This is a genomic window from Paenochrobactrum gallinarii (genome assembly GCF_014205685.1).
Taxonomy (GTDB): Bacteria; Pseudomonadota; Alphaproteobacteria; order Rhizobiales; family Rhizobiaceae; genus Paenochrobactrum; species Paenochrobactrum gallinarii.
Genome location: NZ_JACIIU010000001.1, coordinates 395,306 through 413,780 on the forward strand (window position 1 = coordinate 395,306; position 18,475 = coordinate 413,780).

Consider the following 18,475-nt stretch of genomic DNA (forward strand, 5'->3'; position numbering starts at 1 on the left):
TTCTCCATTTTATAGAAAAAAGTGTAAGCTATTTTAATCATCCGATTTCAACACTGTGGACAGAATGCAAAAAGCCCCTGAAACGACCAAAGACGTCATCCGCACGACCACCCCGCAAGCCATCCAAATCGCCAAAGGCTTGATGCGCACTGCGCGTTTTGCGGCACTGGCCTGTATCTCCGCCACCACGCAGCGTCCCAATGCCAGCCGCGTCGCCCTTGCCACCGACAATGACGGCACACCGCTTATTCTGGTTTCAGCGCTTGCCCCGCATACTGCAAGCCTTATCGCGCACCCGTACTGCTCATTGCTTGCGGGTGAGCCTGGTAAAGGCGATGCGATGGCGCATGCCCGCATCACGCTTCATTGCACTGCACGGCAAATTACCCGTGAACATGAAGCCTATCAGCGCCTGCGCATCCGTTATCTGAGCCATAATCCTAAAGGCGCGCTTTATGTGGATCTTGGCGATTTCAGTTTTTTCCGGCTGGAGGTGGATGGTGCAAGCCTCAATGGCGGTTTCGGCAAGGCCTTCAATCTGACCACCGCTGATTTGATTTGTGATTCTAAATTCAGCGAAGCGATTGCTACTTATGAAGCGGAAACACTGGCAGCGCTTAATGCTGCATATAAAGATCACATCCGAAAGCTAGCGACTCAAGTCACCAAAAATGAAGCTCCTTCATCACCATGGATCATCAGCGCCATTGACCCTGACGGCTTTAATTTGCGCAGCAATGAGAGTGTTGAAAGAGTGTGGTTTGAAAATAATGCAGCGGACGGTTTATCAGCAAAAACTCAAATAATATCAACCTTACAAGCCTTATAATTGCGGATAATTTCAAAGAAATACCGTCAATTATTCGTTTAATTTCAAGAAAGGCTTGCAAACAGAACTTTTCCTCGCTACTTATTTTGGGATAAAAATAGTTATTAATCATGTTGTCTTACGGGGGTGGAGCGCGGCATGAAGCATCAAATTAACTTTAATAATCTCGAACAACACATAGACTATGCTGCTGATTTTCTAACAGCACTGGCAAATAATAAGCGTCTGCTTATTCTCAACAAGCTATTGCATAATGAAATGTCGGTGGGTGTATTGGCTAAGGAAGTAAACTTAAGCCAGTCAGCCTTGTCACAGCATTTGGCTAAACTCAGAGCGATGAACCTTGTTTCAACACGCCGCGATGCACAGACTATCTATTACATGGTCTCTTCGCCGCATATTGAAACTATGCTCTCAACATTGGCCGGCATCCATCAGGTACCGGAACATCAGCGCGTCGCCGCTTTTGCTTGAGTTCTGCTTAAAACCTTAGCTTCAAGAAACGAACATCTGATTTTTAATAACCCTGCCATTTCAAATGGTGGGGTTTTTTGCTGACATAAGCTGTTCAATAAATGTGTGGCAGCTGTTAAACAACCAACAATACTCCCTCCCCTGATTGATATGAAATCCCATGACCACTGCTTTTCCAAACAATAGAATTATTCATGTGAGTGATGCCGATGATGAACGTCTGGCAGCCTATCGTTCCATCAAAGAAAAAGATCTGGTCGGTCGTCAGGGGTTATTCATCGCCGAGGGAAAATCGGTTTTAAATGTTGCTCTGCGCTCGGAGCGCGTCGGGATACTCTCATTATTGATTTTGGAAAACCGTTTGGCCGGACTGGAGCAGCAATTGGCGCTTTGTCCGCCGGAACTGCCTGTCTATGTCGTGCCCTCCGCCGTGATGGATCAGGTAGCTGGTTTCCATGTTCACCGTGGCATTCTGGCTGTTGGCCGTCAGGCAGAAGTGCTCAACCATACGCAACTGATTGCCAGTTTAAACCAAGAAGCTTTGGTCGTGGTTTTATGCGGCCTGACCAATCACGATAATGTCGGCTCCATCTTCCGCAATGCGGCAGCTTTTGCAGCTGATGCTGTTTTGATGGATCAAATGTGCTGCGACCCGCTTTATCGCAAAGCCATCCGGGTTTCAGTCGGTGCCAGTTTAAAAACCCCATATGCGCGTGGCGGCACCATTGATGAGATTATCGCAGAGCTGGTCAAAGCCGGTTTTGAAATTCTGGCGCTCAGCCCGTCTGGGCAGATGAATATTCATGATGTCAAACCCGTCAAGCGCCGTGCTTTGCTGCTCGGCACCGAAGGCCAGGGATTACCGGCGCATATATTAAACCAGCTGCAATCTGCGCGTATTCCGATGGCAGAAGATTTTGACAGCCTCAATGTCGCAACCGCTTCCGGCATCGCATTAAGCCGATGCAGCCGCTTCTCATAAAGCAAGCTTCTTAGAGCATAATTTTAAAGTGTTAGAGCGTCCTTTGTGTGCCAAGTCTGGCACACGGCGCTCTAGACGACTTAAAACCAGACACAAAAAGGCTGCCATTTTCTCAAATGACAGCCTTTTAAATATAAAAGTCAGTATTTTAAGCAGCAGTTACCACTGTTTCACCGCTCACCAGACGACGCAGCATTGCTTCTGCTTCTGGCTCACGCTCTGAGCGCTCAATAAAGCCACCGCCAAACACGCGTGCTGTGTTGCTATCATCGGAATAGAGCACGCAGGCCTGACCTGGCGCGATACCGCTTTCTCCGTCAATCAGCTCAACCCAGACCTCGCCGTCTTTGCTGTGCAAAACAGCAGGACGCGGCGCACGGGTAGAACGCACTTTCGCAAAAACTGAGACACCCTCTTCCGGAAGACCATCGAGCGCCTGATCGCCAAGCCAGTTCACATCACGTAAAAAGACTTTATGCGTTTCCAGCGCCTCACGCGGGCCAACGATAACGCGGGAGCGCGCTGCATCCAGATGCACCACATATAAAGGATCGCCGGTTGCAACGCCAATACCACGGCGCTGACCAACAGTATAATGCACAATACCTTCATGCTGGCCGATAATACGGCCATCAATGTGAACAATCGCGCCCGGACTTGCAGCAGCAGGGTTCAACCGTGAAACGATATCGGAATATTTACCCTGCGGAACAAAGCAAATGTCCTGACTGTCCTGTTTTTGCGCAACAGTCAGTTCCAGCTCTTCGGCAATTTTACGCACCTCTGATTTAGGCATACCGCCTAAAGGAAAGCGCAAATAATCAAGCTGTTCCTGCGTTGTTGCAAACAAGAAATAGCTCTGGTCACGATCGGTATCAACCGGACGGAACAATGCGCGATGCTCGCCATTGGCACGGCTGCGGATATAATGGCCGGTTGCCAAAGCGGCAGCGCCCAGATCACGCGCTGTTTGCAGCAGATCGGCAAATTTCACCGTCTGGTTACAGGTGACACAAGGGATAGGCGTTTCACCAGCAATATAAGAATCAGCAAATGGATTAATCACCGCGTCACGGAAACGTTTTTCATAATCAAGAACGTAATGGGGGATACCAAGAGCTTCGCAAACGCGGCGCGCATCTTCAATATCCTGCCCTGCACAACATGAACCCGCACGATGCACAGCTGCGCCATGATCATAGAGCTGCAATGTCACGCCGATGACATCGTAATTCTCTCGTTTAAGAATGCCGGCCACAACAGACGAATCAACACCACCAGACATGGCAACGACTATTCGCGTATCTTCCGGTCTACCCGGCAGGTCCAAGCTATTCAGCATCATTTTGGAATCCAGTCCTAGGGCAACAGCCCTCGTTTCCAGCAAATTCAAATTAATTACTGCCTATATAGGTCATAGTGCGGCATTTTGCCAAGCCCTGAGCCTATCATTGCACGAGAAAACTCGCATTGCTTAATCAACTTTATATGAGATTCTTAAAACATGCTGCTTTTGCATCGCACATGCGTGCAAATATTAACATAATGGCGGCCAATTTTAACACTTTCGCCGCCAACCAAATAAAAAATATGATTATTTGGCGAAATGAACAAAAAAATTAATCATAAAAAGCCCAGAAATCTGGGGGTTTCACGCATATTTTTCAATTCGTTACCAAGGCGTTACCAGGTGCTTAGCTCTTTTTTAAAGCTGTGTGTCTAAAGTGAGACTTGATTAGGTCCTTGAGTGAATTGTGTAGAGAGTACAATGACCGATCTGGTAAGACCACGAATAAAATATGTGATCGGCCCTGATGGCAGCCCGCTGACCATTGCCGATCTCCCGCCCGCTAATACGCGTCGTTGGGTTATACGTCGCAAGGCAGAGGTTGTCGCCGCCGTTCGCGGAGGCCTCCTTTCTCTTGACGAGGCATGCCAACGTTACACCTTAACGGTCGAGGAGTTTCTGTCCTGGCAGTCTTCAATCGACGAGCATGGTCTCGCCGGTTTGCGGACAACCCGAATTCAGCAATACCGCCACTAGGCTGTATCGTTTTTCGGGCGGTTAATTTTAACTGCCCTCTGGTCATGGCAGGTTTTTAACAACCGCGCCTGAACAGCTCAAAACCTATAAAGCCGGCCTCGTGCCGGCTTTATCTTTACTTGAAAATCAATATTTTAAGCTCTGCCCAAACACGAATCTTCGTGAGCCGCAACGCGACTTACATACCGACTATTCCGGTTCAATATTTTACAAAATTTTGTCAATCAATGAGATTGCGCTCCAGCAAGCCACATAGCTTGCGAGCCTTATCAGTCCGATCTCTACAGACAGACTAAATCCGCCATGCAAATCATGTTCAAACAAAAACTGCCGCTATAGCGACCGGGATTTGATCGCTATCAGCTAACCATTAATTAATGGCCGGCAACAGCCAAGATGCCGGAAGAATTCCGGCAATCATTTTGATTCGTTTTGAAAGCCATTGATGCTGATCCCCCACCAGCCCCCTCGCCGCTTTGTCAGCGAGGGCAATAGTTTTAAAAAATCATCAGCCAATCATCATACGACGGTCAAATGCAGGACGTTCATCCATATCACGCATCACTTTGCCGTCGCGCTCTTCCAAAGCTTCCGCTTTGGCCAGATCCGCTTCAGCAACCACCAAATCAGCTTCTGCCGCTTCTTTCTGCACTTGCAGATCGCCAATCGACACCATCAGGTTGTCACGACGCTGGCGGGCAGCTTTTGCAAATGTCGGATAAGCAAAATGCGTTAAATCCGTAATGCCTGCTTTTTTCTCTTCAGAAATGATTTGCGCTTCCAGCTCACTGGCCATGCGTTCAAATTCACCCATCATGAGATCAAGCTGCCCGAGCTGACGACGCTTTTCTTTAACCTGAAAAAGCTTCAGTCGAACAAGACTTTCACGTGGTTTCATACGCAATACTCCTTGAAAACCAGCCCTGCGAAAACTTCCATCAGGGTGACCCCACACAACACACTTAAACTCTCAAACCCGTCACTGGTCACCAATTACGAAAAATAAGTTAAGATTTTTTACGTTTGGTAACCATTCCTTTACGAGCTTCCTTAATCATAAGCGTTAGGAATTAAGGCTCGGTAAATATGATGTGATTTTTTGGCAACGGTCAAAAAGATAGAGTCGTATGAGTCACTTAGCGGTGTTTCTTAAAGTGATTTGCGAACAATCACTGAAGGACACTTATGCTTTGGATTCAAATAGATACGATATATCTCTCAATGACAAATAAATGTGCTTGCCAAAGGGAATCATATTTTGTTAACCATTTGCTGGCACCTTCACAATAAGGCAACGACAGTTCCGTGTGCTGCTTTGAAGGACAATTGGTCAGCTGCGGAAAGGGGATATTAAAATGCGCGTCCTATTGATTGAAGACGATAGTGCAATTGCACAGAGCATTGAATTGATGCTTAAATCAGAGAGTTTTAATGTCTATACCACCGATCTGGGTGAAGAAGGCATCGATCTGGGTAAGCTGTACGATTACGATATTATTCTGCTTGATTTGAATCTGCCGGATATGTCCGGTTATGAAGTATTGCGCACATTGCGTCTGTCAAAAGTTAAAACCCCTATCCTGATCTTGTCGGGTATGGCTGGTATTGAAGACAAGGTTCGTGGCCTTGGCTTTGGCGCAGACGACTACATGACCAAGCCTTTCCATAAAGATGAGTTGATTGCGCGTATTCACGCAATCGTTCGTCGCTCAAAAGGTCATGCGCAGTCCGTTATCACCACCGGTGAACTCATCGTTAATCTGGATGCGAAAACCGTTGAAGTTGCAGGCCAGCGCGTGCACCTGACCGGCAAAGAATACCAGATGCTGGAACTGCTTTCGCTGCGCAAGGGCACAACCCTTACCAAGGAAATGTTCCTCAACCATCTCTATGGCGGCATGGATGAGCCTGAATTGAAGATCATCGACGTCTTCATCTGCAAACTGCGCAAAAAACTGGATGCAGTTTCCGGCAATCAAAGCTTCATCGAAACCGTTTGGGGCCGTGGCTATGTATTGCGTGAGCCAGATGGCGAAATGCGTGAAAGCGCATAAAAAATATTTAAGTTCAGATTAGTCTGAATTCTATTTAAAAAACCCGCCTATGGCGGGTTTTTTCTTATCCAAAATCGTAAAGACCTCGAAGGATCACCAAACATCGAACTCAAAAAGCGGCTTTGATATCATCAAGGCCGCTTTTAAATCAGTTTGCTAGCGCTCAAAATCGCTTAATAAAAAGCTTTTATTAAGCGGCTTTTTCTGCCGCCGAGAAGACGATCTCTTCTTCACGTACATCAATGCCGATTTCCATATTGCTTTCCTGTGCCAAAAGCAGAGTGTAATATGGCTGCACCGCATGAGCATCAATCGGATCTTCCGGGATATTGCCCGAATAAAGCTCCTGGAATTTAGGTGCAACGCGCAGCATACGACCTTTAACCGTGATTTTGAAAACCGGATTAACATCGCCGTTTTCCAGCACCACATCTAAATTGCCACCCCGCGGAATAGCCGAATTTGCCACCAAAATCAGGTTGAGCAACAGCTTAACTTTATTCTTCGGCAGCAGAACACGCGCACCTTCCCAGGATAATTCCGCTTTTTCATTCTTAAAATATTCACGCGTCACGCTATGCGCGTCGCCGGTATCGATCTGAACACTGGCCGAACCAGCAGCACCAAAAGCAATGCGTGCAAATTGCAATCGGGCAGAAGCATTGCGCGCACTGGCTTTAATCAGTTCCATTGCATCTTCATCAGCACCACCCTCTTCGAGCAATTCCAAACCATTATTGATCGCACCGACCGGGGAAATAATATCATGGCAGATGCGGCTGCATAATAATGCACCAAGATCGAGAGCTGAAATAACCACAGGCAATGACATAATTGATCTCCGAAATTTTAGTTTTCGCGGCGGCACGGGTTAAATGCCTGCCGGAATGTAAAGGGCAGAACGAAAGATTGAACACGGATACGCCAAAGCGAATCACTTGATTGCACTATCGATACAATTCCCCAGTTCAGCCCACAATAGAGTGGATAAACACACGGAATTTTGTCGCTTATCTTACAAGCAAGATGTTTGCATATGTTTACGAAATGCCACTTCACGGTATTTTTTTCAGTCACTTTGGCAACAATTTTATTTTGTAACCATTTAGCAAATGATTCGCTTTTATCATGGCGATGATTCTGCTCGCAGCTTTAAGGGCTGCGATGCTTATAAAATTAACAGGGTCGTATGTCAGACAGAGATGCGAGTAGCCAGAAGGAACCAAATATGGCCAGCTTTCCCCTGTCGGGGCGCTTCGCGCGCTTCAAGACAATCACTTTCATGCTGTTGGCATTCGTTTTTGCCTCAGCCCAAAACGCATATGCGAACAACACCTATACTGCCGCTGAGATCGTTGACTCAGGCCATCGCTTCTTTGGCTCGACCAGTGGCGGCATCGCATCGGCAATTGAAAAAATCTTCCAGAGTTACGGCCTGCCCAACGGCTATATTCTGGGCGAGGAAGGCTCCGGTGCATTTATTGGCGGCCTGACTTACGGTGAAGGCACATTGTTCACCAAAAATGCAGGTGACCATAAAACATTCTGGCAAGGCCCGTCGCTTGGCTGGGATTTTGGCGGTCAGGGTTCACGCGTTATGATGCTGGTTTATAATCTGGATGACATTCAGAGCCTCTACGGTCGTTTTGCCGGCGTTTCAGGTTCAGCCTATGTCATTGCAGGTGTTGGCTTCAATGTCGTCAAGCGCGGTAACATCCTGCTTGTTCCGGTACGCACAGGCGTCGGGGCTCGTCTTGGCATTAATATCGGATATTTAAAGTTGACCAATACTCCGACCTGGAATCCGTTTTAATACATCTCAATCAGGGCTTTTTCTCCCGTTAAAGCCCTGACAAGCCATCTTTATATGGCAATGCCACTTATATGAGTGCTCTGGTAAAATTTACAGCCAAGGCTTTGCACGATAAAATGTGTCATTGGCTTTGCTGATTGGAAAGTTCAGCTGTGATCGAAACTGCGCTGTTTTTCATCTTAGGGTTTTTATGCGCGGTTTTTATCGGCATTTTCATTGCCCCTGCTTTATTTAAGCTTTCCTATCAACGCTCTCGCAAAGATGTCGAAGCCTCTTTGCCGCTCACCCTTGATGAAATCAATGCCAAAACCGATGGTCTGCGCGCCCGTTATGCAGCCGAAATCGCCGGCCTCGAAATGCGCATCAAACGCACCGAAGAAGAGCGCGCCCTCCTTAAAATTACGCTTGGTAAAAACCATCAGGATTTAAAGCGCATTCCGGCGCTCGAACAAGCGCTCGCTTCACGCGAAGAAGAGCTGCAAAAGCATCAAGAAGCGCTTAAAGACAGCCAAAGTGCCGCGCAACAATTGCGTTCACACGCAGAAAAGCTCGCTGATGATTATGGCGAGCTGCAACAACATCATATAGAGCTGAAAGAACTTGGCGATGTTACCAGACTTGAACTGGCAGCGAATGAAACCAGCATCGATCATCTGCATCACCAAATCGCCGAGCTCAGACGGTCACACAAGGATTTTGATATGCGCGAAAACAAACTGAAGGCTGAAATATCGGCCACCCAGACAGCGCTTAACAATGAAAAACAAAAGAACGCCCGTCTTGAAGAACGCCTTGCGCGCCTGATCGGCCTCTTGTCGGATGCCGAAGAAAAATTAAGCCGCTCAGCGCATAGCCACCAAACAGAAGAAGCAATCCGCGAAGAATTGCAGGATATTGCTGCTGAAATGGTGGTGATATCGGCAGAACAAGAAGGCGATCAATCACCTGTTCACGCTATTTTGGCGAAAGAACCTGTGGCTTCCGCACTCACCAGCGCCAATCAAAGTCGCCAATCAAAATCACGCAAAAGAACCGGCCTTTCCAAGCGTATTGACTCGCTTTCGCGCAGCCGATAGTCCTGTTTTAAGAAGCCGTTATTTTTAATAATGGCTCACAAATTCGCATGCATCATTTATGCCTTGCTGTTTCACACAGCAGTCGGAGCAAGCAATGCACCTCTTATCGTTACGTGGAAAACCAATCATCGTGCAATGGCTGCTGATGATAGGCTTTTCTGTGCCGATCATCAGCATTCTGGAATATTTCCATCTCCCCGCAGGCTTTCTGCTTGGCTCCATGATTGCGGCTATCATCATTGCAACGCATGAAGGCTCACCAAAGGTGCCGCAGACACCATTTTACTGGGCGCAAGGGCTGATTGGCTGTTTGATCGCACTCAGCATCAATGAAGCTTTCTTACGCTCCATGCTGCTTAATCTGCCGCTCTTTATCTTCTCCGTGCTGTTTGTACTATTTGCCAGCACCTGCCTTGGCTATCTGCTTGGTAAACTTAATATCTTGAACCCGACAACCGCGATTTGGGGCTCCTCACCGGGCGCGGCTTCCGCGCTTATTCTGCTTTCAGCCAATTATGGTGCCGATCCGCGCATTGTTGCGCTGATGCAATATTTGCGCGTTGCGCTCGTTGCGGGTACCGCTTCGCTCGTCACGCATAGTTTTATGGATATTTCTGCTGAAGCAGTGGTGAGTGTTGATTGGTTTCCGCCTGTTGACTGGAAAAATTTAAGTGCAACGCTGTTATTTGTTTTTGTATCCGTCACGATCGGTAAATTTGTCAGAGCACCCTCTGCACCACTGATGCTGCCATTGTTTGGCGGCATTGCCTTGCAGGAACTGGGCTGGCTCACCATTGTGCTGCCGCCTTGGTTGCTGGTGATCGCTTATGTGCTTGTCGGCTGGCGTATTGGTTTAAGCTTCACCCGCGCCATTCTTAATTATGCGCTGAAGGTCTTCCCTTCCATCCTGCTGGCCATTGTATCACTGATCATCATTTGCGGCCTCTATGGAGCGTTTTTAAGCTATATGACCGGCATTGATATGCTGACCGCTTATCTTGCCACCAGCCCGGGCGGGGCCGATACAATTGCGATTATCGCCGCCTCCAGCAATGTCGACATTGCTTTCATCATGGCCATGCAAACATCGCGCTTCTTTATCGTGCTGCTGATTGGGCCATGGCTGGCTAAAGTCACCTCGCAGCTGATTAATAATCGCGCCGAAAAAACCACATAAAAAAAACCGGGCTTCAAGCCCGGTTTTTTTTCATTCTTATCAGATTGTCTTAGCGACCGTAGAAACCACGGATCGTGTTGATGATCTTGTCCTGATCTTCTTCTGACAAATAAGCGTGCATAGGCAGGCTCAGGATGCGTGAAGGCAGTTCTTCCGAAACTTTGAGGCCTGCTGGCGCAACAGGATTATGCTTGTAAGCATCCTGCAAATGCAAAGGCTTCACATAATAGATCACGGACGGAATGCCTTCTTCGCCAAGCTTGGCACGCAAATCATCACGCTTGTCAGCTTCGATCGAATATTGCGCCCAAGCTGAGCGGAAGCCGTTTGGCGTTACCGGAACCTTGACCACATCCTTCAAGCCTTCATTATAGCGCTTGGCAACGATTTGGCGTTTTTCCATTTCATCTTCGAGGATAGCCAGCTTTTCAAGCAAAACTGCTGCCTGAATTGTATCCAGACGTGAGTTCAGACCCACGCGAACATTGTCATACTGGGTTTCGCCCTTACCATGGAACAGGATCGAACGCAGGGTTTCAGCCAGTTCAGCATCATTGGTGAACATTGCACCGCCGTCACCATAGCAGCCCAAAGGCTTGGCCGGATAGAAGCTTGTTGCGCCCACATGACCGAATGCACCGCACATGACATTATTGGCTTTACCACCAATCGACTGCGCCGCATCCTCGATGATGAAGAGTTCTTCACGCTCAGCAATAGTCATCAAGCGAGAGTAATCAGCTGGCAGACCAAAAAGATCGACCGGAATAACAGCCTTTGGCTGCAAACGGCCTTCTTTGCGGATCATCGCAATGGCTTCTTCAAGGTGATCAAGATTGATATTGTATGAATCAGCATCAACATCGATGAATACCGGAGTTGCACCAACCAGTGCTACAACTTCAGCAGTAGCTGCGAAGGTGAAAGACGGACAGAAAACAGCATCACCAGGGCCGATGCCGCGCGCCATCAAAGGCATCTGCAATGCATCCGTACCGTTGGCGCAAGCAATAACATGTTCAACGCCCAAATATTCGCCAAGCTGCTTTTCAAATTCAGCAACTTCAGGCCCCAGAATATAGCGGCCTTCCTTAACGACTTTTAAGACTGCATTGTTTATCCGGTCTTCGATACGCGCGCGTTGCGCAGCAAGATCAATGAATTGCATAGTGGCTCCATAAAGACCGAGTTTTCAATTATTCGCCGATGATATCTGCGAATCATATTCCATATGTAGGAAGTCTGGCGCTTTGCTACCATGGCTTACCAGTTCAAACTTTCGTGCTTTTATGAAACAACCTTTAAACTTTATTAAATGGATGCAACATTTTGGCACAACACCGCCAGTTGGAAAACCTGACGGTGCTTTATTCATATTCGTTCTGTTGATTAACTGTCGTGCTTTACAGTGCCGGCAGTCAGAATACGCAGAACGCTGATGGCTTCTTCGCCGTCAGTGCGCGGGTTTTCCCGTGTTTCGATACAATGAATGAAATGCTCCAGCTCGCGCGTCAGAGGCATGCCTTCTTCGTATTTAACATGAGTGGCTTCGGCCATCGAGAATTCCCACGCATTATTATTGCGCCAGACCTTATGATTATAAAGGGCCAGTTTGCGTTCAAATGGCTCCATATCGTCAAAGACGGCCATGGCCTTGCTGCCAACCACTGACAAACGGCGCTCACGATAAGGGGTCAGACGCGAGGCAAACAAATGCCCGCGAATACCATTCGGGAATTTAAAGTGCAGATGGGCAAAGTCGCTCAAATGATCAAGCGTTGCGGTGCCTTCGCCATGCACTTCACTTGGCTCACATCCGGTCAGTGCCAGAATCATCGAAAGATCATGCGGTGCGAGATCCCACAATGCATCATTTTCATTGTGGAACTTGCCTAAGCCTACGCGATGCGAATGAATATAGCGTAATTCGCCCAGTTCACCGGATTTCACCAACTCCATCAGCTTTTCAAAAGCCGGATGGAAGCGCAACACATGCCCCACCATGAAGATGCGGCCATTGTCTTTAGCGGCCTTCACTTCTGCTTCGGCATCTTCCACGGTCAGGGCGATCGGTTTTTCAACCAGAACATCTTTACCGTTGGCGATAGCACGCATGGCCATTTGCGCATGCAGCTGCGCCGGAAGCGCCATAACGATACCGTCAATGTCTGAACGCGTGAACAAATCATCTACAGCCACGGCTTCTACGCCATGTTCTTTAGCGATTCGCTCTGCGCGTGCATGATCGGCATCAGAGACGGCCTGAAGCGCGCCCAAGCCCTTAAGTGTACGAATATGATTGCTGCCCCAATAGCCACAACCCAAAACTGCGATACGCGGTGCCATATTTTGCTGCCTTTAATCTGAATAATTACCGTGTATCGGTGCAAATTATGGAAAACAAGCCTTTGATGCAATAAGAGTGCTTGACAGCGAGGCATTCCCCACTTATTACCGCGCATATTCCTTGCAAGAACAACATCTTGGTAGGGTGCCTCACCAGATGGTGACCACTTTAAAGTTCTTGATTTAGGCATGGCGGAGTAGCTCAGTAGGTTAGAGCAGAGGAATCATAATCCTTGTGTCGGCGGTTCGAATCCGTCCTCCGCTACCAAATTCCCCAATAAAATCAATGATTTGTATGGTTGATGAATTTTCCGATCTGGCCAATCCGATATGGTCGGATGATCAGTTGCTGGATTTCATCGTAAAGCATCCGATCCTGATGAACAGACCGGTTGTGGCCACGCCTCGTGGCACAGTTCTTTGCCGCCCGTCAGAGCTTGTCCTTGACCTGCTGGAAAATCCGGTTGCCAGTTTCACCAAAGAAGATGGCGAGCAGATAAAATATGAACGGAAGGAAAGATAATCACGACACTGCCCAACCTTGATCTGCAGGCGTACCCGCTCTGAGCAGATGCACACGTCCCTAAAACAAGACAATAAAAAAGGCGGCATATAAGCCGCCTGATTAGTTATGAAGTGTTTGATGCGCACAGTCTGCATCAAGAAAACAGACGCTCGCCCTGCTCATCAATGATCTGACGGCCTTTATTCAGCGCGATATTCGCGGCATCTTCAATGGTCGGGCATTTATCGGCACGGATAAAACGGTTTTCCTTCATTTCATCGCCGATCTGTTTCGAGATCACGCCGCAGACCTGATATTGCCCGCCTTCTTTAAATGGCGTTGCGATAACCAGAAAACCTTTATGCTCCAAACGTCCGGCTTCCTGCACGCTTTCCGCTTCATCACTCTGCGATTTGCCGCCAAAAAGACGTTTCAAAAAAGACATTCTACCCTCACCCTTAATCATCGCTGCTTTGCACAGCTAAATAAAAAAGCCACCCGTCATAAACGGGTGGCCTGAACTTTAAGACACTTAGCTGTCCAGGAACGAACGCAGTTTCCGCGAACGGCTCGGATGTTTCAGCTTACGCAGTGCTTTCGCTTCAATCTGACGGATACGCTCGCGCGTTACCGAGAACTGCTGACCGACTTCTTCCAGCGTATGGTCTGTGTTCATACCAATACCAAAGCGCATACGAAGCACACGCTCTTCACGTGGTGTCAGCGATGCCAGCACGCGAGTTGTGGTATCACGCAGGTTTGCCTGAATAGCGGAATCAATCGGCAACATCGCGTTCTTATCTTCGATGAAGTCGCCAAGATGTGAATCTTCCTCATCACCAACCGGTGTTTCAAGGGAGATCGGCTCTTTAGCAATTTTAAGAACCTTGCGCACTTTTTCCAAAGGCATTGCAAGCTTCTCTGCCAATTCTTCCGGTGTCGGTTCACGGCCGATTTCATGCAGCATCTGGCGGGATGTACGAACAATCTTATTGATTGTTTCGATCATATGCACCGGAATACGAATGGTGCGTGCCTGATCCGCAATCGAACGGGTGATCGCCTGTCTGATCCACCATGTGGCATAAGTGGAGAACTTATAACCACGGCGATATTCAAACTTATCAACCGCCTTCATCAGACCGATATTGCCTTCCTGAATGAGATCAAGGAACTGCAAGCCGCGGTTGGTGTATTTCTTGGCAATCGAGATAACCAGACGCAGGTTCGCTTCAACCATTTCCTTCTTGGCAATGGCTGCTTCACGTTCACCTTTTTGCACCTGATTAACGATGCGGCGGAATTCACCAATCGAAATCGCGGTTTCGGTCGCCAGAATCTGAATTTCAGTGCGCAGATATTCAATTGTGCGCGCTTCTTTTTCAGCCAGTTCTTTCCAGCCACGGCTGGTCAGGGTTGCGATACGTTCTGTCCAGTTCGGGTCCAGTTCGCTGCCCTGATATTCTTTCAGGAAGTCTTCGCGGCGCACACCGAAAGATTCGGCCAGACGCAGCAACTTGCCTTCGTTTTGTACCAGGCGCTTGTTGATGTCATAAAGCTGCTCAACCAGCGCCTCAATACGGTTCTGGTTCAGCGACAAGGACTTAACAGCGGTAATCAGCTGATCTTTAAGCTCTTTGTAACGCTTTTCCTGACTATTGGACAATTCACCGGTTGCTGCCAGACGGCCTTCAACCTGCTGATCCTGAAGTTTGCGAAGCTTGGAATAAGTTTCCGCGATCAGATCAAGGGTTTCCATGACCTGAGGGCGAAGTTCTGCTTCCATTGCCGCAAGCGACAGGTTCACTTCGTCTTCATCGTCCTCATCATCTTCCTCGACCTGCGCTTCGCCGCCGACATTGGTAATGTCGTCATCGCGCACACGACGCTGAAAACGTTCTTCAGGACGCTTTGCTTCTTCTACACGCTCAATAGCTGGCGCCTGTTTTGCTTCAGGGCCGGCATAAGTTGTTTCAAGATCAATGATTTCACGCAGCAAAATCTGCTGGTCGTTCAAAGCTTCACGCCAGATGATGATCGCCTGGAAAGTCAAAGGACTTTCACAAAGTCCGGCAATCATGGTTTCGCGGCCGGCTTCAATACGCTTGGCAATCGCGATTTCACCTTCACGCGACAAAAGTTCAACCGTGCCCATTTCACGCAAATACATGCGCACCGGATCATCGGTACGGTCGGTTGGTTCTTTTTTGGTCGTCGTGGTGGCAACCGCAGTGCCGGAAGCTTCTACCAGCTCGCCGCCTTCTTCTGCTTCCTCTTCAGGCTCTTCGCGATCTGCGTCCTGCTCGTCGTCTTCCACCACATTGATGCCCATATCGGAAAGCATCGCCATCGTGTCTTCGATCTGCTCGGAGGTAACCTCTTCAGAGGGCAGCACAGCATTCAGCTCGTCCATCGTGACATAGCCACGTTTCTTGGCGAGCTTGATCATCTTCTTGACAGCGTCGTCAGAAAGGTCGAGAAGCGGGCCATCAGTGGCGCCATCGCGCTCGACTTCGGCCTCTTCGTTTTCTTTCACCTTCGTTGCCATATACTTGTCTCCAGGCGACCGGGTCGCTTCTCTAAAGAATTAGATAGGTCGACGAACTTGTAACCTAAGATACAATTCGTCTGTGTAATTCAGCCAGTATAAGATTGCCCTTAATAGGCAATTAACCCTATACCCTATGTACTGATATTAAGGCGATTTATGCTCATTTTAGCGAGTTTACGCTCAAGAAACGGCTTTTAAGCCCGTTTTTGCCACGTATTTCAGCTTTTGAAGCGCGTCTGTTTTCGTCAATTTCACTACATCTTCAGTGCGACTCACATGATTCGCGCACAAAAAGCGAATCATTTGTTGTCGCAACCTAAAAGCTGCACATAAAACAACGGCTTCAAGCACATAGCCGATAGCGTTCAAATTGCATTAAACCCGCATCAAAAACCTCCGGCAGGTCTGCCGGAAGATAAACCAAACCCTTCAATCAGTGCTTCAGTGGCATCAGCTTTGCGAATTTCATTTTGAATTTCGAGCAAACGTCCAAAGACTTCTCCGGTTTCGTCATTCGCCATTGCTGTTTCTAGGGCTGCCTCAACTGCACGCAGTTCTTTATGTAGTGTGCGTGCGCGCTGATGCAAGTGAAGCGCTTGTTTTAATGCTTCGCGGGCATCATCCTCAGCCGCTCTTGTGGTTGCAGGCCAAAGTCTTGCACGGCGCACGATCTGATCCATTTGCGCCAATTCTTCCCCATGTCCGGCCTTTGTCAGCGCCTGATGCATTGCAATGCCGTCCTCAACGCGTGAAAGCGCCAGCACATCGAGCATAGCCAGATGAAGCTGGCGCAATTGCTCATGCTCCAGATCAAGCGCGGCCATAGCTTCAAAATCTTCCTCCACCAGACGCGGATGATTGATAAGTGTCATCAAAATGGCTGTCTCACGCAAAGGCGGCGCAACCGAGCCGCTGCCAGTGCGCCCGCCCTTCACCAGCGTTGAACGCGCCAGACTGTCTGAAATGGTCAGCCGCCCTGTGCCGCCGCCGCGCTGGCCGAATTGGCCGAACTGGTTCCCCTTGCCATTGCCGCTGTTGTTTTTGTTCCAGCCACCTGTTTTGCGCCCACGGCCAAAGAATTGCTGCGCTCGATCACGCATTTCCTGTCCGTAATGGCGGCGAATATCCTCGTCGGCAATTTTCTGGGTAATTTCGCGCAGACGTGCTTCCAGCTCAGCCCGTCTTTCAGGCGTGTCAAAGGTGCCGCCCATTGTCTCACGCATCCAGAGCATATCGGCAAGCGGCCTGGCATCAGCCAACACAGCCCGAAAACCTTGCGCGCCTTGCGCTTTCACCAGATCATCAGGATCTTTGCCCTCTTCCAGCAAGGCAAAATGCAGCGACTGCCCTGGCTTCAACACTGGCAACGCCAGATCAACCACACGATTGGCGGCACGCAAACCAGCCTGATCGCCGTCAAAACATAAAACAGGCTCAGAGCTCATACGCCATAACAGATTGAGCTGATCGTCGGTCAAAGCCGTACCGAGCGGCGCAACCGCCTGCCCGATACCGGCCTGCGCCAAGGCAATCACGTCCATGTAGCCTTCTACGACCACAACCGGTTTGGCAGGTTGGCCGCCCTGCGGCTGCGAGGCCTTACGCGCGCGCAAACCATTATAAAGCACGCGGCCTTTATGGAACAGTTCGGTTTCCGGCGAGTTCAGATATTTGGCAGGCGCATCAGGCGACATAGCACGTCCGCCGAACGCAATAATGCGCCCACGCAAATCCTCAATCGGAAACATGATGCGATCACGGAAACGGTCATAGGAGACCGGAATATCCGGCCCTGCCACCACCATGCCGCAGGCTGCCATCTGCTCTTTCGATACACCTTTGGAGGCCAGATATTCTTTCAGCGCATTACGGCTGTCAGGGGCATAACCGATACGGAATGTCTGCTGTGTGGTGGCGGAAAGTCCGCGATCACGCAAATAGGCGCGCGCTTTGGCACCATTGGCTGCTTGCAGCTGCGCTTCAAAATAAGAAGCGGCCAAATTCATCACATCATAAAGTGTTGAACGCTGCGCTTCGCGCTGCTCCATTTCCGGATCGCGCGCCGGCATCGGCACACCAGCCATATCGGCAATACGCTCAACAGCTTCAGGAAATTTCAAGCCTTCCAGCTCGATCAAAAAGTTGAAGTGATCTCCGCTCACCCCGCAACCAAAACAATGGTAGCGGCCTTTGCGATCTTCACAGTGAAAACTTGGGGTATTTTCACCATGAAAAGGGCAGCAGCCCCAGAAATCACCGCGCGACGGATTGCTCTTTTTACGATCAAAGGGAACGCGCGTTCCAATCAATGTTGAGATCGGAACGCGGTCTCTGATCTCATCAAGGAAAGACGGCGGAAAACGCATATACAAAGACCACTTCTCGTAAATCCGTGCCCTAAGCTGCATGCAGCAAAAAAATGCGCACCGCAGCTTTGATGCCGGAAATTTAAACCTTCATCCGAAAAATCAGAATATCACATATATAGAGCGAAGCTCGCTTAAATCCAAAGCTCTGTCACACGACATTTATCATTTAGTGCTTAACCCTGTGCAAAACTTAACCTGGACGCATCTCCGGCGTTAAAGAGCATATGTATCAACTGTTGGTTTATCGACATTTTA

At 48.8% G+C, this 18,475-nt stretch carries 16 protein-coding genes, 1 tRNA gene and 1 pseudogene; 10 read left to right on the forward strand and 8 right to left on the reverse strand.

What is annotated here, in order from left to right; all coding sequences use genetic code 11:
* Window positions 1–64: 64 nt before the first annotated feature.
* The 3 genes from FHS77_RS01870 to FHS77_RS01880 all read left to right on the forward strand — a co-directional run bounded on the left by FHS77_RS01870 (window position 65) and on the right by FHS77_RS01880 (window position 2,285).
* Window positions 65–829, forward strand: a complete 765-nt coding sequence (locus tag FHS77_RS01870) for a HugZ family pyridoxamine 5'-phosphate oxidase (RefSeq protein WP_184219144.1) — start codon at window positions 65–67, stop codon at window positions 827–829.
* Window positions 830–967: 138 nt separating this feature from the next.
* Window positions 968–1,303: an ArsR/SmtB family transcription factor gene (locus FHS77_RS01875; protein WP_184219146.1), complete on the forward strand. Its 336-nt coding sequence runs from the start codon at window positions 968–970 to the stop codon at window positions 1,301–1,303.
* A 160-nt stretch (window positions 1,304–1,463) separates the two neighbouring features.
* Window positions 1,464–2,285, forward strand: a complete 822-nt coding sequence (locus FHS77_RS01880; protein WP_184219148.1) for a TrmH family RNA methyltransferase — start codon at window positions 1,464–1,466, stop codon at window positions 2,283–2,285.
* A gap of 148 nt (window positions 2,286–2,433) precedes the next feature.
* Here the strand turns inward: FHS77_RS01880 and mnmA are convergent, their stop codons facing one another.
* Window positions 2,434–3,630 (reverse strand): tRNA 2-thiouridine(34) synthase MnmA, encoded by a 1,197-nt coding sequence (gene mnmA / locus FHS77_RS01885; protein WP_184219150.1) that lies wholly within the window; start codon window positions 3,628–3,630, stop codon window positions 2,434–2,436.
* 423 nt (window positions 3,631–4,053) lie between these two features.
* Here mnmA and sciP point away from each other — a divergent pair, with 423 nt between their 5' ends.
* Window positions 4,054–4,329, forward strand: coding sequence for a CtrA inhibitor SciP (gene sciP / locus FHS77_RS01890; protein WP_184219152.1), 276 nt, complete (start codon window positions 4,054–4,056; stop codon window positions 4,327–4,329).
* A 508-nt stretch (window positions 4,330–4,837) separates the two neighbouring features.
* Here the strand turns inward: sciP and FHS77_RS01895 are convergent.
* Window positions 4,838–5,227: a flagellar export protein FliJ gene (locus FHS77_RS01895; protein ID WP_184219155.1), complete on the reverse strand. Its 390-nt coding sequence runs from the start codon at window positions 5,225–5,227 to the stop codon at window positions 4,838–4,840.
* 457 nt (window positions 5,228–5,684) lie between these two features.
* Between FHS77_RS01895 and ctrA the strand changes: the two genes are divergently transcribed.
* The gene (gene ctrA / locus FHS77_RS01900) at window positions 5,685–6,383 is read left to right on the forward strand and encodes a response regulator transcription factor CtrA (RefSeq protein ID WP_184219158.1); all 699 of its coding nucleotides are present in this window, start codon (window positions 5,685–5,687) and stop codon (window positions 6,381–6,383) included.
* Window positions 6,384–6,573: 190 nt separating this feature from the next.
* Here ctrA and chpT read toward each other — a convergent pair whose 3' ends face one another.
* Window positions 6,574–7,215 carry a histidine phosphotransferase ChpT gene (gene chpT / locus FHS77_RS01905; protein ID WP_184219161.1) on the reverse strand — a complete coding sequence of 214 codons (642 nt, stop codon included), beginning with the start codon at window positions 7,213–7,215 and terminating at the stop codon, window positions 6,574–6,576.
* 450 nt (window positions 7,216–7,665) lie between these two features.
* Here chpT and FHS77_RS01910 point away from each other — a divergent pair, with 450 nt between their 5' ends.
* The 3 genes from FHS77_RS01910 (at window position 7,666) to FHS77_RS01920 (ending at window position 10,449) form a co-directional block, all read left to right on the forward strand.
* The gene (locus tag FHS77_RS01910) at window positions 7,666–8,196 is read left to right on the forward strand and encodes a DUF1134 domain-containing protein (protein ID WP_246431201.1); all 531 of its coding nucleotides are present in this window, start codon (window positions 7,666–7,668) and stop codon (window positions 8,194–8,196) included.
* A gap of 137 nt (window positions 8,197–8,333) precedes the next feature.
* The gene (locus FHS77_RS01915; protein WP_184219167.1) at window positions 8,334–9,272 is read left to right on the forward strand and encodes a coiled-coil domain-containing protein; all 939 of its coding nucleotides are present in this window, start codon (window positions 8,334–8,336) and stop codon (window positions 9,270–9,272) included.
* A gap of 94 nt (window positions 9,273–9,366) precedes the next feature.
* Window positions 9,367–10,449 (forward strand): AbrB family transcriptional regulator, encoded by a 1,083-nt coding sequence (locus tag FHS77_RS01920; RefSeq protein ID WP_184219170.1) that lies wholly within the window; start codon window positions 9,367–9,369, stop codon window positions 10,447–10,449.
* A gap of 49 nt (window positions 10,450–10,498) precedes the next feature.
* On the opposite strand, the gene FHS77_RS01925 is transcribed toward FHS77_RS01920, so the two are convergent.
* Both FHS77_RS01925 and FHS77_RS01930 read right to left on the reverse strand, forming a co-directional pair.
* A complete protein-coding gene (locus FHS77_RS01925) occupies window positions 10,499–11,617 on the reverse strand; it encodes a DegT/DnrJ/EryC1/StrS family aminotransferase (RefSeq protein WP_184219173.1) in 1,119 nt (372 codons plus the stop codon).
* A 221-nt stretch (window positions 11,618–11,838) separates the two neighbouring features.
* Window positions 11,839–12,795 (reverse strand): Gfo/Idh/MocA family protein, encoded by a 957-nt coding sequence (locus tag FHS77_RS01930; RefSeq protein WP_184219176.1) that lies wholly within the window; start codon window positions 12,793–12,795, stop codon window positions 11,839–11,841.
* Between the two features lie 191 nt (window positions 12,796–12,986).
* Between FHS77_RS01930 and FHS77_RS01935 the strand changes: the two genes are divergently transcribed.
* Together FHS77_RS01935 and FHS77_RS01940 are read left to right on the forward strand one after the other, a co-directional pair.
* Window positions 12,987–13,063: transfer RNA gene (locus FHS77_RS01935), tRNA-Met, on the forward strand.
* Window positions 13,064–13,111: 48 nt separating this feature from the next.
* A pseudogene (locus tag FHS77_RS01940) lies at window positions 13,112–13,318 on the forward strand (ArsC/Spx/MgsR family protein); the annotation flags it as partial.
* Between the two features lie 136 nt (window positions 13,319–13,454).
* On the opposite strand, the gene FHS77_RS01945 reads toward FHS77_RS01940, so the two are convergent.
* The 3 genes from FHS77_RS01945 to dnaG form a co-directional block, all read right to left on the reverse strand.
* The gene (locus FHS77_RS01945; RefSeq protein ID WP_184219178.1) at window positions 13,455–13,745 is read right to left on the reverse strand and encodes an HlyU family transcriptional regulator; all 291 of its coding nucleotides are present in this window, start codon (window positions 13,743–13,745) and stop codon (window positions 13,455–13,457) included.
* A gap of 87 nt (window positions 13,746–13,832) precedes the next feature.
* Complete coding sequence (gene rpoD, locus FHS77_RS01950; protein ID WP_184219180.1) at window positions 13,833–15,848, reverse strand: RNA polymerase sigma factor RpoD; 2,016 nt, start codon at window positions 15,846–15,848, stop codon at window positions 13,833–13,835.
* 389 nt (window positions 15,849–16,237) lie between these two features.
* Window positions 16,238–18,259: a DNA primase gene (dnaG, locus tag FHS77_RS01955; RefSeq protein WP_374786186.1), complete on the reverse strand. Its 2,022-nt coding sequence runs from the start codon at window positions 18,257–18,259 to the stop codon at window positions 16,238–16,240.
* Window positions 18,260–18,475: the final 216 nt, after the last annotated feature.

Coding starts and splice junctions, on each gene's coding strand:
- sciP (WP_184219152.1), top strand. CDS start 4,054: ATGACCGATCTGGTAAGACCACGAATAAAATATGTGATCGGCCCTGAT.
- chpT (WP_184219161.1), bottom strand. CDS start 7,215: ATGTCATTGCCTGTGGTTATTTCAGCTCTCGATCTTGGTGCATTATTA.
- FHS77_RS01880 (WP_184219148.1), top strand. CDS start 1,464: ATGACCACTGCTTTTCCAAACAATAGAATTATTCATGTGAGTGATGCC.
- FHS77_RS01925 (WP_184219173.1), bottom strand. CDS start 11,617: ATGCAATTCATTGATCTTGCTGCGCAACGCGCGCGTATCGAAGACCGG.
- FHS77_RS01945 (WP_184219178.1), bottom strand. CDS start 13,745: ATGTCTTTTTTGAAACGTCTTTTTGGCGGCAAATCGCAGAGTGATGAA.
- rpoD (WP_184219180.1), bottom strand. CDS start 15,848: ATGGCAACGAAGGTGAAAGAAAACGAAGAGGCCGAAGTCGAGCGCGAT.
- FHS77_RS01875 (WP_184219146.1), top strand. CDS start 968: ATGAAGCATCAAATTAACTTTAATAATCTCGAACAACACATAGACTAT.
- ctrA (WP_184219158.1), top strand. CDS start 5,685: ATGCGCGTCCTATTGATTGAAGACGATAGTGCAATTGCACAGAGCATT.
- FHS77_RS01930 (WP_184219176.1), bottom strand. CDS start 12,795: ATGGCACCGCGTATCGCAGTTTTGGGTTGTGGCTATTGGGGCAGCAAT.
- mnmA (WP_184219150.1), bottom strand. CDS start 3,630: ATGATGCTGAATAGCTTGGACCTGCCGGGTAGACCGGAAGATACGCGA.
- FHS77_RS01895 (WP_184219155.1), bottom strand. CDS start 5,227: ATGAAACCACGTGAAAGTCTTGTTCGACTGAAGCTTTTTCAGGTTAAA.
- FHS77_RS01920 (WP_184219170.1), top strand. CDS start 9,367: ATGCACCTCTTATCGTTACGTGGAAAACCAATCATCGTGCAATGGCTG.
- dnaG (WP_374786186.1), bottom strand. CDS start 18,259: ATGCAGCTTAGGGCACGGATTTACGAGAAGTGGTCTTTGTATATGCGT.
- FHS77_RS01870 (WP_184219144.1), top strand. CDS start 65: ATGCAAAAAGCCCCTGAAACGACCAAAGACGTCATCCGCACGACCACC.
- FHS77_RS01910 (WP_246431201.1), top strand. CDS start 7,666: ATGCTGTTGGCATTCGTTTTTGCCTCAGCCCAAAACGCATATGCGAAC.